Origin of the sequence: Pseudomonas sp. NPDC087614, assembly GCF_044743485.1 — a bacterium.
GTDB lineage: Bacteria > Pseudomonadota > Gammaproteobacteria > Pseudomonadales > Pseudomonadaceae > Aquipseudomonas > Aquipseudomonas baetica_A.
Map to the genome: position 1 here is coordinate 31,443 of NZ_JBIUWN010000016.1, position 14,585 is coordinate 46,027.

14 protein-coding genes are annotated in these 14,585 nt (G+C 60.9%); 7 read left to right on the top strand and 7 right to left on the bottom strand.

Going from position 1 to position 14,585, the window contains the following annotated elements; all coding sequences use genetic code 11:
- The first annotated feature begins 19 nt into the window (after positions 1-19).
- Positions 20-874 (top strand): sulfurtransferase, encoded by an 855-nt coding sequence (locus tag ACIOWA_RS08965; protein WP_339464684.1) that lies wholly within the window; start codon positions 20-22, stop codon positions 872-874.
- A 37-nt stretch (positions 875-911) separates the two neighbouring features.
- On the opposite strand, the gene ACIOWA_RS08970 is transcribed toward ACIOWA_RS08965, so the two are convergent.
- From ACIOWA_RS08970 to ACIOWA_RS08995, 6 genes are all read right to left on the bottom strand, one after another.
- A complete protein-coding gene (locus tag ACIOWA_RS08970; RefSeq protein WP_401159348.1) occupies positions 912-1,919 on the bottom strand; it encodes a hydrolase in 1,008 nt (335 codons plus the stop codon).
- A gap of 88 nt (positions 1,920-2,007) precedes the next feature.
- Positions 2,008-3,492, bottom strand: a complete 1,485-nt coding sequence (locus tag ACIOWA_RS08975) for a M16 family metallopeptidase (RefSeq protein ID WP_401159350.1) — start codon at positions 3,490-3,492, stop codon at positions 2,008-2,010.
- Positions 3,489-4,829, bottom strand: a complete 1,341-nt coding sequence (locus ACIOWA_RS08980; RefSeq protein WP_339430362.1) for a pitrilysin family protein — start codon at positions 4,827-4,829, stop codon at positions 3,489-3,491. The genes ACIOWA_RS08975 and ACIOWA_RS08980 overlap by 4 nt, the downstream gene beginning before the upstream one ends.
- 113 nt (positions 4,830-4,942) lie before the next feature.
- Positions 4,943-5,545 carry a 16S rRNA (guanine(966)-N(2))-methyltransferase RsmD gene (gene rsmD / locus ACIOWA_RS08985; protein WP_221732401.1) on the bottom strand — a complete coding sequence of 201 codons (603 nt, stop codon included), beginning with the start codon at positions 5,543-5,545 and terminating at the stop codon, positions 4,943-4,945.
- Complete coding sequence (locus ACIOWA_RS08990) at positions 5,545-7,032, bottom strand: pitrilysin family protein (RefSeq protein WP_339430361.1); 1,488 nt, start codon at positions 7,030-7,032, stop codon at positions 5,545-5,547. Before ACIOWA_RS08990 ends, rsmD begins: the two co-directional genes overlap by 1 nt.
- Entirely contained in the window at positions 7,025-8,380 is a 1,356-nt protein-coding gene (locus ACIOWA_RS08995) for a pitrilysin family protein (RefSeq protein ID WP_339430360.1), read from the bottom strand. Before ACIOWA_RS08995 ends, ACIOWA_RS08990 begins: the two co-directional genes overlap by 8 nt.
- 344 nt (positions 8,381-8,724) lie before the next feature.
- Between ACIOWA_RS08995 and ftsY the strand changes: the two genes are divergently transcribed.
- From ftsY to rpoH, 4 genes are all read left to right on the top strand, one after another.
- Positions 8,725-10,233, top strand: a complete 1,509-nt coding sequence (gene ftsY / locus ACIOWA_RS09000) for a signal recognition particle-docking protein FtsY (RefSeq protein WP_401159353.1) — start codon at positions 8,725-8,727, stop codon at positions 10,231-10,233.
- Entirely contained in the window at positions 10,230-10,901 is a 672-nt protein-coding gene (gene ftsE / locus ACIOWA_RS09005; protein ID WP_003229148.1) for a cell division ATP-binding protein FtsE, read from the top strand. The genes ftsY and ftsE overlap by 4 nt, the downstream gene beginning before the upstream one ends.
- Positions 10,898-11,923, top strand: coding sequence for a permease-like cell division protein FtsX (ftsX, locus tag ACIOWA_RS09010; protein ID WP_221732397.1), 1,026 nt, complete (start codon positions 10,898-10,900; stop codon positions 11,921-11,923). The genes ftsE and ftsX overlap by 4 nt, the downstream gene beginning before the upstream one ends.
- 114 nt (positions 11,924-12,037) lie before the next feature.
- Positions 12,038-12,892 (top strand): RNA polymerase sigma factor RpoH, encoded by an 855-nt coding sequence (gene rpoH / locus ACIOWA_RS09015; RefSeq protein WP_003229146.1) that lies wholly within the window; start codon positions 12,038-12,040, stop codon positions 12,890-12,892.
- 184 nt (positions 12,893-13,076) lie between these two features.
- Here the strand turns inward: rpoH and mtgA are convergent, their stop codons facing one another.
- Positions 13,077-13,799, bottom strand: a complete 723-nt coding sequence (mtgA, locus tag ACIOWA_RS09020) for a monofunctional biosynthetic peptidoglycan transglycosylase (protein WP_401159356.1) — start codon at positions 13,797-13,799, stop codon at positions 13,077-13,079.
- Positions 13,800-13,873: 74 nt separating this feature from the next.
- Between mtgA and ACIOWA_RS09025 the strand changes: the two genes are divergently transcribed.
- Both ACIOWA_RS09025 and thiS read left to right on the top strand, forming a co-directional pair.
- Positions 13,874-14,254 (top strand): DUF423 domain-containing protein, encoded by a 381-nt coding sequence (locus tag ACIOWA_RS09025; protein WP_339430357.1) that lies wholly within the window; start codon positions 13,874-13,876, stop codon positions 14,252-14,254.
- A 71-nt stretch (positions 14,255-14,325) separates the two neighbouring features.
- The gene (gene thiS / locus ACIOWA_RS09030) at positions 14,326-14,526 is read left to right on the top strand and encodes a sulfur carrier protein ThiS (RefSeq protein WP_122604433.1); all 201 of its coding nucleotides are present in this window, start codon (positions 14,326-14,328) and stop codon (positions 14,524-14,526) included.
- Positions 14,527-14,585 lie beyond the last annotated feature (59 nt).

Sequence of the window (14,585 nt, forward strand, 5' to 3'; positions counted from 1 at the left end):
AATTCCACAGGAGCCCGTTATGTCGATTGCGCAACTGATCAGCCCTACCGCACTGGATGTCCGCAAGGAGCAGCCGGGGCTGGTGATTCTCGATTGTCGTTTTGCCCTCGATGACCCGGACTACGGTCAGCGCAGCTACGCCGAGGGGCACATTGCCGGAGCGAGTTTCGCCGATCTTGAGCGTGACCTCAGCGGCAAAGTGGTCAAGGGTGTGACGGGGCGGCATCCGTTGCCTGCGCCTGCGGCGCTGGTCGAGCGTCTGCAAGCCTGGGGCATCAACGCTGACAGCGACGTGGTTTTGTACGACGACGGCCCGGGTGCCTATGCGGCCCGAGCGTGGTGGTTGCTGGCGTGGCTGGGCAAGCGTGATGGCGTGTTCATTCTCGATGGCGGGCTCAAGGCCTGGCACGCGGCGGGTCTGCCGCTGAGCCTGGATGCACCGACCACTGTCCGTGGCAGTTTCAGCGGCCAGCCGGACACGACCTTGCTGCTCAGCGCCGAGCAATTGCAGCAGCGGCTCGGTCAACCGACGCTGACCCTTCTTGACGCCCGGGCCTTGCCGCGTTTCAAGGGTGAAGTCGAGCCTATCGACCCGATTGCCGGGCACATTCCCGGCGCGCAATGTGCAGCGTTTACCGACAATCTGGGTGGTGACGGTCGGTTCCTGCCGGCCGATCAACTCAAGCAGCGCTTTGCCGCCAGGCTTGGCGAGCGTTCGCCGTCGGCACTGGTCGCGTATTGCGGCTCGGGCGTGACGGCGTGTCACAACCTGTTCGCGCTGTGCCTGGCGGGTTATCCGTTGGGGGCGTTGTATGCCGGTTCGTGGAGCGAGTGGATCAACGAGCCTTCGCGTGGAATCGCTACCGGCGAGTAATTACCACGCCCTTCCTTGTGGGGGCGAGCCTGATCAATCATGACGTCAGGCCCGCCAGCCACTGCGGGATGCGCCTTTCCAGATAATAGCCGGGCTGGCGCAACGAGCCCTCGACGAATCCGACGTGACCGCCGCGAGCCAGCAATTGGAATTCAGTCGTCGCCGACAGTTCACTGGCTTGCGGCAGGCTGTGCGGGAACACGAACGGATCGTCCGCCGCTTGAATGATCAGGGTCGGTGCGCGGATCTCGCCGAGAAAGTAACGGCTCGACGCGCGGCGATAGTAATCCTCGGCATCGGTGAACCCGTGCAGTGGCGCGGTCACCCGGCCATCGAAATCCCAGAACGTGCGCATGTTTTCCAGCGAGCCGAGCGCCGCCAGTGCGGCCATACCGTCCTCGCGTCCGTCGTGCTGGAATTGCCTTTGCTTGTTCTTGATGTAGGCGACCATCTCGCGCATGAAGTGCGCCTGATAGACCCTGGAAAAACCCTGGCCGATACGATCGGCGCATTGGTCGAGGCGAAACGGCACCGACACGGCCACCGCACCACACACACCGCTGGTGTTGCCGGTTTCCCCGAGGTGCTTGAGCAACACATTGCCGCCCAGGGAATAACCGACCGCATACAGCGGCGCCAGTGGTCGTTTGGCGCGCAGGTGCCGAATGGTTTCGGCGAGGTCCTCGCTGGCACCGGAGTGGTAACTGCGCGGCAGCAGATTCGGTTCGCCTGAGCAGCCGCGCCAGTTCAGGGCGACACTGGCCCAGCCTTGCGCGGCGAGCGCGGCTTGAAGGCCGGCAACGTATGGCGAGTTCGAGGAACCGGTCAGCCCGTGCAGCACCAATACCAACGGAGCTTTGGCACTGTGAGGGCCGTGCCAGTCGAGGTCGAGGAAATCGCCATCTTCAAGCCACAGGCGTTCACGCTGGCGATCAAGATGGACGGTTTTACGCCACAACGGACCCCACAGGGTTTGCAGGTGTGGATTGCCCAGGCCAAAGGCCGGACGGAAACGAAGGGCGGGGGAAGGTGAACGTGGTTGCACGGCAAATCTCGACTAGGTCTTGCGCAAAGCAGCAGACGCCGGTCGTCTGCTGCTTTTCAATTTAAAACCTAACTTGCCACAAAGCCTGCTACGGCGCGACACATGCACTGGAAGATGTGCCTGGCGGTGTGGCCGGTGGTGCAGGCAACGGCTGCTGATCGACGGTTGCACCGATCGTCACCACGCGCCACTGATCGGCAGCCAGGTGTCGGTTCAGCGCCTCTTTGATTTGCTTGAGCGTCAGGCGTTGCACCTGCTGGGCGATGTAATCGATGTCGAGTGGCAGATCATGGCGATTGATGTCCACCAATTGCTTGAGTATTTGTTTGTTGCTGGCGCTGTCCAGGGCGACCATGTTGGTCACTCTAAGCTTGATCTGGTCGAGCTCTTGTTGCGTCGGGCCATCGCGCAGATAGTCGCGGAACATTGATCGGGTCAACGCCAGAATGCCTGCGCTCAATGACGGGCTGACTTGCAGGGAAATTGTCATCAAGCCCGCGCTGGCCCAGTGACTGTTTTGTGAATGCACGTCGTACACCAACCCGCGCCTTTCCCGTAGTTCGTTCATCAGTCGGCTGTTTGCCGTGCCACCAAAAATCAGGTTGGCCGCGTACAGCGCGGCATAGTCCGGATGCTGGCGCGACACACCGAGCTGGCCCAGTATCAACGAGGTCTGGGTCAGTGGCTGCTCCTCATGGAAGGTCCGTTTGGTGCCCAGCGGTCTTAGCGCAGGCATCGGCGTAGCCCCCGTGCCCGCAGGCATGACCGGTAATGCGTGGCTGACTTGCAGGCTGATGGCTTTTGCCTGGTCCAGCGTCAGGTCACCGACCAGCGTAATCTGTGCATGACTGGCGCCGTAGAAACGTTGGTGGAAGTCTTTGACTGCCTGGCGGCTCAGCGACTGCAAGCCTTGATCCGTGCCATAGAACGGCAGCGAATAGGGGCTGCCCGGGGCAAGCAATGCCTTGACCGACTGCTCGGATGAATTGCCTGCCTGCTCCGACCTGAACAGGAGGTGCTCACGCAGTTCGTTTTTTACCCTCTGTAAAGCCTCGTCGGTCAGCAACGGTTCGCCGAGTATCTGAGTAAACAGGTGCAGTGCCGGGGTGCTTTTTTGAGCATCGCTCAAGCTGCGCAACACCAGGTTGGCACGTTCGTGATCGATCGTCATTTCGAGCTGCGCACCGAGGCCGTCGAAGGTTTCGACGATGGCAGGCAAGTCTTTGCCTGGCACGCCTTCGTTAAGCATGCCAAACGTGGCGGCGGCGAGCCCCGGCGTGCCGCCGTCCCGCGCACTGCCCGCCGCGAAGCTGACATGCAGATCGAACATCGGTAATGCCGTGGTGCGGATGAACAACACCTTGGTGCCGGTCAGGGTCTTCCAGCCCTTGATGGACAGCCCCCGTGGCGTGGCCGGATCAGAAACCGGCACCCGGAGAGACTCCAGGCGTGGCGCGGGGAAGTTTGCCGGCGCAACAATCGAAGTGTCTGCAAACGTTCGGGCGCCGTACAGACAGGCGATCAGGCCGAGACCTGACAATGCGACCCAGGTAGGCCAACGGTAGTCGTTCATGGGCGGGTCTCCTTGAACACATGCGCAACACTCAGGCGTTCGCGGGTCAAAAAGGTCATGGCGGCCTGCTGTATATCAGTGGGTGTCACCTGTGCCAGCTCGTCCGCATCCTGATCCAGCAACTGCCAGGGTTGGCCGATACTCTGCAATGCGGCTAACCCCTGGGCCTGCTCTACGATGGAGTCTTGCGCGTAGATCTGCCGGGCAATCAACTGAGTGCGGGCACGTTCCAGCTCATCGGCGGCTGGCGGGCTGGTTCGCAATTCTTCGATCATTTGCCAGACTCGCTGTTCGGCAGCCTCAAGATCGTCAGGGTGGGCGCTGGCAAGATTGGCGGTCAGCAATAGCAGGCTGTCACCGCGTGTGAGGGTGTCGTAAGAGGTTGCCACCTCGCTGAACAACTGCTCGGTAAATTGCAGGCGCTTTTGCAGACGTGCACTGTTGGCACCGCCCAGCAATGTGTCGATCAGGCGCAGAGCGTGCACGGTTCGCCGATTTTCGGCGGTGACCAACCCCGGCACATTAAAGGTCATGATCAGTTGGGGGGCGGGGACGGGCAGATGCAGGATCAGTCTGCGCTCGCCGGGCTGTTTCAGCTCCGTGGGCCTTAACGCGCCCGGAACGGCTCTTGCTTGCAGATGGCCAAAGTAACGCTGCGCCAACTGCTTGACCTGATCGAGCGTCACGTCACCGACAACGACCAGCGTGGCGTTGCCGGGCGCATAGCGGGTTTCATACCAATGGCGCAGATCGCTGGCATTGAGTTGGTTCAGGTCATGCATCCAGCCAATAGTCGGCGTGCGATAGCTGCTGGCCAAATGCGTCACGGCGGTGAGACGCTCAAGTGCCAGGCCGCTGGGGTCGTCTTCGGTTCGCGAACGCCGTTCTTCGCGAATCACCGCCAGTTCCGGGGTCAGGTCTTCATCGCGCAGGTGTGCAGTTGACATCAGATCGGCCATCAGCTCGAACGCAACACCCAGGTACCTGGGGGTCAGGGTTTGGTGATAGGCGGTGACATCTTTGCTGGTGAAAGCGTTTTCCCGGGCGCCGAGCGATTGCAGAATCGCCGTGGCCTCGCCGGCGCAAGTCTTGCTACTGCCTTTGTAGAGCATGTGTTCGAGCGTGTGGGAGAGCCCGCTCTGGCCCGGTGCTTCGTCGGCGGAACCGACCTTGAACCAGAGTTGTGAGGTCACCAGCGGCGCGCGATGATCTTCGCGCACGAGCACCTTAAGGCCATTGTCCAGAGTGAAGTGGTGAGTCGGTGGGGGCGGGGCGGCCAGGGACATCAGGGGCGCCAGGCAAAGAAAGAGCAGCATCCGGCTGCAAAATGTGTCCATACGTGAATCGTCCTCGGTGGTTAACGCAGATTGCGGCAACCACTGTGGCGAGATTCGGAGGGGGCTGTGCGGTATCTATTTATCGCAGATCAGCTAACGCATGTTGCTTGTGATCAGGCGCTGCGTTGCCACAGCGCGTAATAGACACGGCCGGATTTCTGCTCGCGGTGCAGACGCCAGTTGGCCGGCAGGCCGAGGGTCGACGGCGCCGTTTCGCTTTCGGTGTACACCCAGGCGTCGTCGGCCAGCCACTGACGCTCTTCCAGCAGCGTGCAGACGGCGGGCAGCAGGTTCTGATTGAACGGCGGGTCGAGGAATACCAGGTCGAAAGCGCTGGCGGTCTGGGTTTCCAGATAACGCAGGGCGTCGGCCGTCTGCACCTGTCCGTTGGTGCAGCGCAGGGTGCCGAGGTGTTCCTTGAGGCTGGATACTGCGATATTGCTCGCATCCAGCGCCTGCCCCATGGCGGCGCCACGGGACAGGGCTTCGAGAAACAGCGCACCACTGCCGGCGAACGGGTCGAGGACCTTGGCTCCCTCCACATAGGGCGCCAGCCAGTTGAACAGCGTTTCACGCACGCGATCCGGCGTCGGGCGCAGGCCGGGCGCGTCGGGAAAGCTCAGCTTGCGGCTGCGCCACTGGCCGCCAATGATGCGTAGCTGGTTCACGCCGTTGTGGACGTTGTGGGCGGGTTTTTTAGGTGCTCGAGTCGCCATTAATGCTCCGGAACCCCGAGCGGTTGCTCGGCAGGTTTATCAGAAGGGGCCGGTAACGGCTTTTGCGGCACGGTCGGGCCAGCGGTGACGATGACCATTTTATCCGTGCTCAGGTGTTTGTTCAGGGCGTCGCGCACTTGCTCCACCGTCAGGCTCTGCGACTGACGCATGAAGTCGTCCAGATAGCTCAGCGGCAGATTATAGAAGCCCATCGCGCCAAGTTGGCCGACGATATCGGCATTGCTCGCGGTAGACAGCGGGAAGCTGCCGGCCAGTTCGCGTTTGGCGTCGTCGAGCTCTTTCTGGGTCGGGCCGGTTTTCAGATAGTCGGCGAGTACGTCCTGCACCAGTTTCAGGGTGCCCTCGCTCATTTCTGCGCGGGTCTGCAGGTTGATCATGAACGGGCCACGGGCCTGCATCGGGCTGAAACCCGAGTAGACGCCATAAGTCAGGCCACGTTTCTCGCGGACTTCACTCATCAATCGAGTACCGAAACCACCCCCACCGAGGATCTGATTGCCCATCGACAGCGCCGCGTAGTCCGGATCGTCACGGTCGATGCCCAGTTGCGCGAGCATCAGGTTGGTTTGTTTGGACGGGAACTCGATGTGGCTGATGCTGGCCTTCGGTTCCTGCGGCTGAGCGATTTTCGCCAGCGCCGGGCCTTTGGGCAGGGCGGCGCTAACCTGATTGGCAATGGCCTCGGCGTCAGCGCGGGACAAGTCCCCGACCAGCGCGATCACCACGTTGCCAGCGGCGTAGGCCTTGGCATGGAATTCACGCAATTGCGCGAGGGTGATCTGCGGGACGCTCTGCGCATTGCCGTCGCTCGAATGAGCGTACGGGTGATCGCCGTATAGACGCTTCATCAGTTCCAGGCTGGCGAGTTTGCCGGGGTTCTGTTTCTGGTACTCGAAACCGGCCAGCATCTGGTTTTTGATGCGCGCGAACGAGTCGGCAGGGAAGGTCGGCTTGCCCACCACTTGCGAGAACAGCTTCAGGGCCGGCTCGCGCTTGTCGGCAGCACTCAGGCTGCGCAGCGAGGCCAGCGCCATGTCCTTGAAGGCGCCGTTGCCGAAATCAGCCCCCAGCCCTTCAAAGCCTTGCGCAATGGCGCCGACGTCCTTGCCGGCGACACCTTCGTTGAGCATGGCGTTGGTCAGCACCGCCAAACCCGGTGTGTTGCCGTCCTGGCTGCTGCCAGCGGCGAAGATCAGGCGCATGTCGAACATCGGCAGTTCATGCGCCTCGACGAACAGCACCTTGGCACCTTCGGCAGTGTTCCAGGTTTGCACGTCGAGTTTGCGGCTGGCCGGGGCTTTGCCGTCGAGTTCGGTCAGCGATTGCAGCTTTTGGCTGGTCCTGGCCTTGTCCAGCGCTTCGCTGGCGTCGGTTTTAGCGCCGGGCGTCAGGACAAACGCCGCAGAGCCGATTACCGCGATGGCGATCAGACCGAGCAACAGGCGTGGGGGTTTACGCTCACTCATGAGTCGTCTCCAGAGGCAGGACGTGGGCGACGCTGAGACGTTCGCGGGTGAAATACAGCTTGGCGGCGTTCTGGATGTCTTGCGGGGTCACGCTTTCCAGGTCGGCGAGTTCAGTGTCCATCAGTTTCCACGACAGACCGACCGTCTCAAGCTGGCCGATGGCGGTGGCCTGGCTGGTGATCGAATCCCGCTCGTAGACCAGACCGGCAATCACTTGCGCACGTACGCGTTCCAGTTCTTCGACGGTCGGCGCGGTGGTTTTCAGTTGTTCCAGCAGTTTCCAGAGACCGGCCTCGGCTTGGGCGATGGTTTTTTTCTTCTGGGTGTTCGGCGTGGCCGACAGGGTGAACAGGCTGTCGCCACGGGTGTAGGCGTCGTAGCTCGACGACCCGCCGGACACCAATTCTTCGCCGCGCTCCAGTTGCGTTGGAATGCGCCCACTGTAACCGCCGTCAAGCAGCGCCGAGATCAGGCGCAGGGCATTGACCGAGCGTTTGTCTTCAGTCGTGGCGATGCTTGGCACGTTGAAGCCGAGCATCAGGCTAGGCAGTTGGGTCTGCACATGCAGGGTGATCTGCCGTTCGCCGGGTTCTGCCAGTTCCAGCGGTTTTTTCGCCGGTGGCACGTCGCGCCTGGCGATTGGCCCGAAGTAGCGCTGGGCGAGGGTTTTCACTTCGTCAGGGGTGACGTCACCGACCACCACCAGCGTGGCGTTGTTCGGCACGTACCAGGATTGATACCAGTGACGCAGCTCTTCGACCTTCATCCGGTCCAGATCAGCCATCCAGCCGATGGTCGGCGTGTGATAACCGCTGGCCGGGTAAGCCATCGCCTTGTAGCGCTCGTAAGCCTTGGACATCGGCTTGTCATCGGTGCGCAGGCGGCGCTCCTCCTTGATGACTTCGATTTCCTTGGCGAACTCGTCGGCCGGCAGGCGCAGGTTGGCCATGCGGTCGGCTTCCAGCTCAAAGGCGACGCCCAGACGATCGCGGGCCAGCACTTGGTAATAAGCGGTGAAGTCGTCGCTGGTGAACGCGTTCTCTTCGGCGCCGAGGTCGCGCAGGATCAGCGAGGCTTCGCCGGGGCCGACTTTCTCACTGCCCTTGAACATCATGTGCTCAAGGGCGTGGGACAGACCGGTCTGGCCCGGGGTTTCGTAGCTGGAACCGACCTTGTACCAGACCTGCGACACCACTACTGGCGCGCGATGGTCTTCGCGAACGACGACCTTGAGGCCGTTGTCGAGGGTGAATTCGTGGGTCGGTTGCGGGTCGGCCGCCAGGGCCGAAAGAGGCAGGCAGACTGTGCTGAGCAGCAGGCCAGCAGCGCGGCGGGCTAGAGCATTCATTCGTTTTTTAACCTGTTGGGCTGCCCGCTTGGTCTTAGCCTAGGCGGGCGAGGAGGTGCTAGGATACTGATCCGTTTTACCGGCGACCACGCCTATCAGGTTTTCAGGCCTGATCCGGCTGCATGGGTTTGCGGCAGAAAGCTGCGGTGTATCGACTAAACTACGCTTTTTCGCCGATTTTGCCGGTTTAGTCCTTCGTTAATACGATTCTTTGGGGTGCCGCTGGTGCCTCGACAAAATGTTGCGCGTGAACAAGCTGGGTGAAACACAGTCTGTTCTGCATCGAATATTTATTTGCCGGGGCGCCCTTATGGCGCGTCGCTACTGTGAGATAGCCGTCCTCCATGTTTGGTTCCAACGACGACAAGAAGACCCCAGCTGCGGCTGGCGAGAAGAAAAGCCTGTTCGGATGGCTGCGTAAAAAACCGCAGGAACCCGTCGTCGAACAGCCGCCCGCGATTCCTGAACCGGTCAACGCACCCGCTCCTGCAATAGAAGAAGAGCCGGCGCCGACCATTCTGCCGATTGCCGAGCCAGTGTTAGAACCGGCGGCCGAGCCAGAGCGGGCGCCGGAGGTGGTTGCCGAGTTGCCGCTGACCCCGGTTGCAGAGCCGTGGCTCACCTTGCCAGTGGCCGAAGAGCCGGTGGCGCTGGTGGAAGAAGCCGCCCCTCACGTCACGCCGCCCATTCCAGCGCCAGCCGCGTTCGTTGCCGAGTTGGCTCCGGCGCCTGTGGTTGAGCCGGTTGTCGAGCCTGCGCCGGTTGTTCCTGAGCCTGTTGCGCCCGTGGTTGTTGAGCCAGTTGCTCCAGTCGTCCAGCAACCAGAGCCAAAACCCGCGCCAGGTGTTGCCGCGCCAATCGTTGCGGCGGACGCTGCGCCCGCGCCAGTGTCGGCCGAAGCCCCGCGCACCGAAGAAACCAAAGCCGGCTTCTTCGCCCGTCTCAAACAAGGCTTGTCGAAGACCAGCGCCAGCATCGGCGAGGGCATGGCCAGCCTGTTTCTCGGCAGGAAGACCATCGATGACGAGCTGCTCGACGACCTCGAAACCCGTCTGCTGACGGCCGACGTTGGTGTCGAAGCCACCACGCAGATCATTCAACGCCTGACCCAGAAGGTCGCCCGTAAAGAGCTGGCTGACGCCGACGCACTGTACAAATCCTTGCAGGCTGAACTGGCCGCTATGCTCAAGCCAGTTGAGCAACCCTTGAAAATCGTTTCGCAGAACAAGCCGTTCGTGATTCTGGTGGTGGGCGTCAACGGCGCCGGCAAAACCACCACCATTGGCAAACTGGCGAAAAAACTGCAACTGGAAGGCAAGAAAGTCATGCTCGCCGCCGGTGACACCTTCCGCGCCGCGGCCGTGGAGCAATTGCAGGTCTGGGGCGAGCGCAACAAGATCCCGGTGATCGCTCAGCACACCGGCGCCGACTCGGCCTCGGTGATCTTCGACGCCGTGCAGGCCGCCAAGGCCCGTGGTATCGACGTGTTGATCGCTGATACCGCCGGTCGTCTGCACACCAAAGACAACCTGATGGAAGAGCTGAAAAAGGTTCGCCGCGTCATTGGCAAACTCGACGCCGACGCCCCGCACGAAGTGCTGCTGGTGCTCGACGCCGGTACCGGCCAGAACGCCATCAACCAGGCCAAGCAATTCAACCAGACCGTCACACTGACCGGCCTGGCGCTGACCAAGCTCGACGGCACCGCCAAGGGTGGGGTGATTTTTGCCCTGGCCAAGCAGTTTGGTCTGCCGATCCGCTACATTGGCGTCGGTGAAGGCATCGACGACTTGCGTACCTTTGAAGCCGAACCCTTTGTCCAGGCGCTGTTTGCCGAGCGGGAGCGTTCATGATTCGTTTCGAACAGGTCGGTAAACGCTACCCGAACGGTCACGTCGGCTTGCATGAGCTGAGCTTTCGAGTCCGTCGTGGCGAGTTCTTGTTTGTCACCGGCCATTCCGGTGCGGGTAAATCCACCTTGTTGCGCCTGTTGCTGGCGATGGAGCGTCCGACCAGCGGCAAACTGCTGCTGGCCGGGCAAGATCTGAGCACCATCAGCAACGCGCAGATTCCGTTTCTGCGCCGGCAGATTGGTGTGGTGTTCCAGAACCATCAGTTGCTGTTCGACCGCACCGTTTTCAACAATGTCGCGTTGCCACTGCAGATTCTCGGCCTGTCCAAGGCCGAAATCGCCAAGCGGGTCGACTCGGCGCTGGAGCGTGTGGCGCTGTCGGATAAAACCGATCTGTACCCGGGCGACCTGTCCACCGGTCAGCAACAGCGCGTCGGCATCGCCCGCGCCATCGTTCACCGCCCAGCGTTACTGCTGGCGGACGAACCGACCGGTAACCTCGACCCGCGTCTGGCGGCCGAGATCATGGGGGTGTTTGAAGACATCAACCGACTGGGCACCAGCGTGCTGATCGCCAGTCACGACCTGGCGCTGATTGCGCGCATGCGTCATCGCATGCTGACCTTGCAACGCGGCCGATTGATCGGCGACGGGGAGGCCGGCGTATGAGTGCGACACGCAGTCCGAAGGTTTCCGAGCGCGTGGCCCCGAAAGCCGCCGATCCACAACCGCCAAAAAAGAAAAAGCACGACGATGACGACGGCCCGGACTTCGCCACGCTGTTTCGCGCCTGGGTCGAAAGCCACCGTGCCAGTCTGCTCGACAGTTTGCGTCGTCTGGGCAAGCAGCCGATCGGCAGTTTCTTCACCTGCATGGTGATGGCCGTGGCGCTGAGCCTGCCGATGGGCCTGTCGTTGTTGCTCAACAACGTCGAGCGTCTTGGCGGTTCGTGGCAGCGTGCGGCGCAGATCTCGCTGTACCTGCAACTCGATGCCAGCCCAGAGCAGGGCGAGTCGCTGCGCGAGCAGATCAAAGCCATGCCCGGTGTAGCTGATGCTGAATATGTTGGCCGTGACCAGGCGCTGGAAGAGTTCCAGCAGCAGTCGGGATTGGGCGAAGCCCTGCGTGAGCTGCCCGAAAACCCGCTCCCGGGCGTAGTGCTGGTGACGCCGGACGAGGTCGATAAAGCGACGCTGGAAGCATTAAGACAAAAACTTTCCGAACTGCCCAAGGTACAACAGGCGCAACTTGATCTAGTCTGGGTCGAGCGTCTGGCCGCCATCCTCAAGCTCGGTGATCGTTTTGTCTTCGGCCTGACGGTGCTTTTGGTGTCTGCATTACTTTTGGTGATAGGCAATACCATTCGTCTTCATATTGAAAACCGCCGCACCGAGATAGAAGTGATTAAACTCGTCGGCGGCACTGACAGCTATGTGCGCCGTCCTTTCCTTTATATGGGCGCGCTGTATGGCTTCGGTGCGGGGCTGTTGTCCTGGGGAGTATTGGCGTTCGGCCTGAACTGGCTGAACGATGCGGTGGTTGGACTGGCCGGCTTGTACGGCAGTGATTTCGCACTGGCCGGAGTGCCAGTTGCCGACGGTCTGTCGCTCTTGCTTGGCGCGGTGCTGTTGGGTTATATCGGTGCATGGATTGCAGTAGCACGCCATCTCAGGGAGCTGGCGCCGAAGTAGAATCTTTTTGCGCGTGATTGGCCTTACGGTTTTTTTGGGAACTTGTACCTGAGTTCCCGGTCAATTTTTCGCAGTGCTGAAAGGCACAAGTATGTAAGCCGGAGGTTTTTTCGTATGACCAATTCTTTGCAACCTGCGTACGCGTTGGTTCCGGGTGCGAACCTGGAAGCCTATGTGCACACCGTCAACAGCATTCCATTGCTGACGCCGGAGCAGGAGCGTGAACTGGCCGAGAGTCTCTACTATGAGCAGGATTTGGGGGCGGCTCGGCAGATGGTGCTCGCCCACCTGCGTTTTGTCGTACACATTGCCCGTAGCTATTCCGGCTACGGTCTGGCTCAGGCTGACCTGATCCAGGAAGGTAACGTCGGCCTGATGAAGGCCGTAAAACGTTTCAACCCGGAAATGGGTGTGCGCCTGGTGTCGTTCGCTGTGCACTGGATCAAGGCGGAAATTCACGAGTTCATCCTGCGCAACTGGCGCATTGTGAAAGTCGCGACCACCAAGGCCCAGCGCAAGCTATTCTTCAACCTGCGCAGCCAGAAGAAACGTCTGGCGTGGCTGAACAACGAGGAAGTCCACCGTGTGGCGGAAAGCCTCGGCGTCGAGCCGCGGGAAGTGCGAGAGATGGAAAGTCGCCTGACCGGCCATGACATGGCCTTCGACCCGGCTGCCGAAGCCGACGATGACAGCGCCTTCCAGTCGCCAGCCAACTATCTGGAAGACCACCGGTACGACCCGGCGCGTCAACTGGAAGATGCCGACTGGAGTGACAACTCCAACCACAACCTGCACGAAGCACTGGAAGTGCTGGACGAGCGTAGCCGTGACATCCTCTACCAGCGCTGGCTGGCAGAAGAGAAGGCCACGCTGCACGACCTGGCGCAGAAGTACAATGTGTCGGCCGAGCGTATCCGTCAGCTCGAAAAGAGTGCGATGAACAAGCTCAAGTTGTCGATTGCCGCGTAACCGCCCTACAGGCAATAAAAAACGCCCCGATCAGTAATGATCGGGGCGTTTTTTATGGTTCAGTGCAAACCAAATGTGGGAGCGAAAGCGGTAGATCATTGAACATAGATGTTGTCTGACTCCACGCCTTCGCGGGCAAGCCTGGCTCCCACAGGGGCCTTCAGGGCGCTAAGACGACGTTTTGTCATTCGGACCAAGGCGCCCGACGCGAATCATTGAGCCCGAGCAGATAGCTCGTCCCGCCCAGTTGCCTCATCTGCTGGCGAATCCATCCCGCTCGCCGCGAGACATACGCGGTCGGATGGCTTGCGCTCCAAACCCGTGGGTTCGGCAATACGGCTGCCAGATAACTCGCCTGCTGGCGGGACAGCGACCTGGAGCTCACACCAAAGTGATGCCGGGCCGCCGCTTCGGCGCCAAACACCCCGTCATCCCACTCGGCGCTGTTCAGATACACCTCAAGAATTCGCTGCTTGGGCCAGAACACCTCGATCAGCGCGGTAAACCACGCTTCCAGGCCTTTACGCAGATAGCTGCGGCCGGACCACAGAAACAGGTTTTTCGAGACTTGCTGGCTCAAGGTACTTGCGCCACGGATCGAGCCGCCGAGTTCGTTATGGGCCAGCGCTGCCTGAATGGCGCCAAAGTCAAAACCCCAATGCTCGGGAAATTTCTGATCCTCACCGGCCATGACTGCCACTTTGAGATCGTCGGAGATTTCGTTCCACGGCTTCCACGTGCGCTGCAGGTCAATCGGCTCACCATCGACCCACGATTCAATCTTGCGTTCGACCATCAATGCCGTACCCGGCGGCGGTACGAAACGAAACACCAACACCAGCAAGACGCTGCCGCTGGCGAACCAGAGCAGGGCCTTCGTGAGACGACGGAAAATAGAACGCAGCATAGAGATGGCTTGGCCGAACCGGTGGAGCGGGCCATTATACAGACCCTGCCGATCGAGTCTGAATGGAGTTCCCAATGTTGCGTGGCTTTCTGATGCTGGCCGCTTTCTTTGGTTTTACTGGCGTAGCCTTGGGCGCGTTCGCCGCTCATGGCCTGAAAAGCCGCCTGACGCCCGAGTACCTTGCGATTTTCCACACGGGCGTGACCTATCAACTGCTGCACACCTTGGCGCTGTTTGGTGTGGCGCTGCTGGCCACGCAGATTCAGGGGCGGCTGGTGACCTGGGCTGGCGTTTCGTTCGCTGTCGGTATCGTGTTGTTCTCCGGCAGTCTGTACGTGCTGACCACCACCGGCATCAGCAAGCTCGGCATCATCACCCCATTTGGTGGCCTGGCGTTTCTGGTCGGTTGGGTATGCCTGGGCCTCGCCGCCTGGCGCTTGCAACCAACCGCTTGACGCTTGGTGCTGACCTTTAGGTCATGATCGGGCTAGAATGCCAGCCCCTAAAAATGATGGCGGCGTTACGCATGCGCATTCAGTTGAACGGCGAATCCCTTGAACTGCCCGACGGCGAGACCGTTGCGGCCCTGATCACTCGTCTGGAACTGACCGGGCGTCGAGTGGCAGTCGAACTCAATCTGGATATCGTCCCGCGCAGCCAGCATGCCGACACCACGCTCAACGACGGCGATAACGTCGAAGTGGTGCACGCTATCGGCGGCGGCTGATCGCCCGGTCCGCAAGGGCACAGAATTCTGCAAGACCCTCACCCCTAAAGAGGATTCCC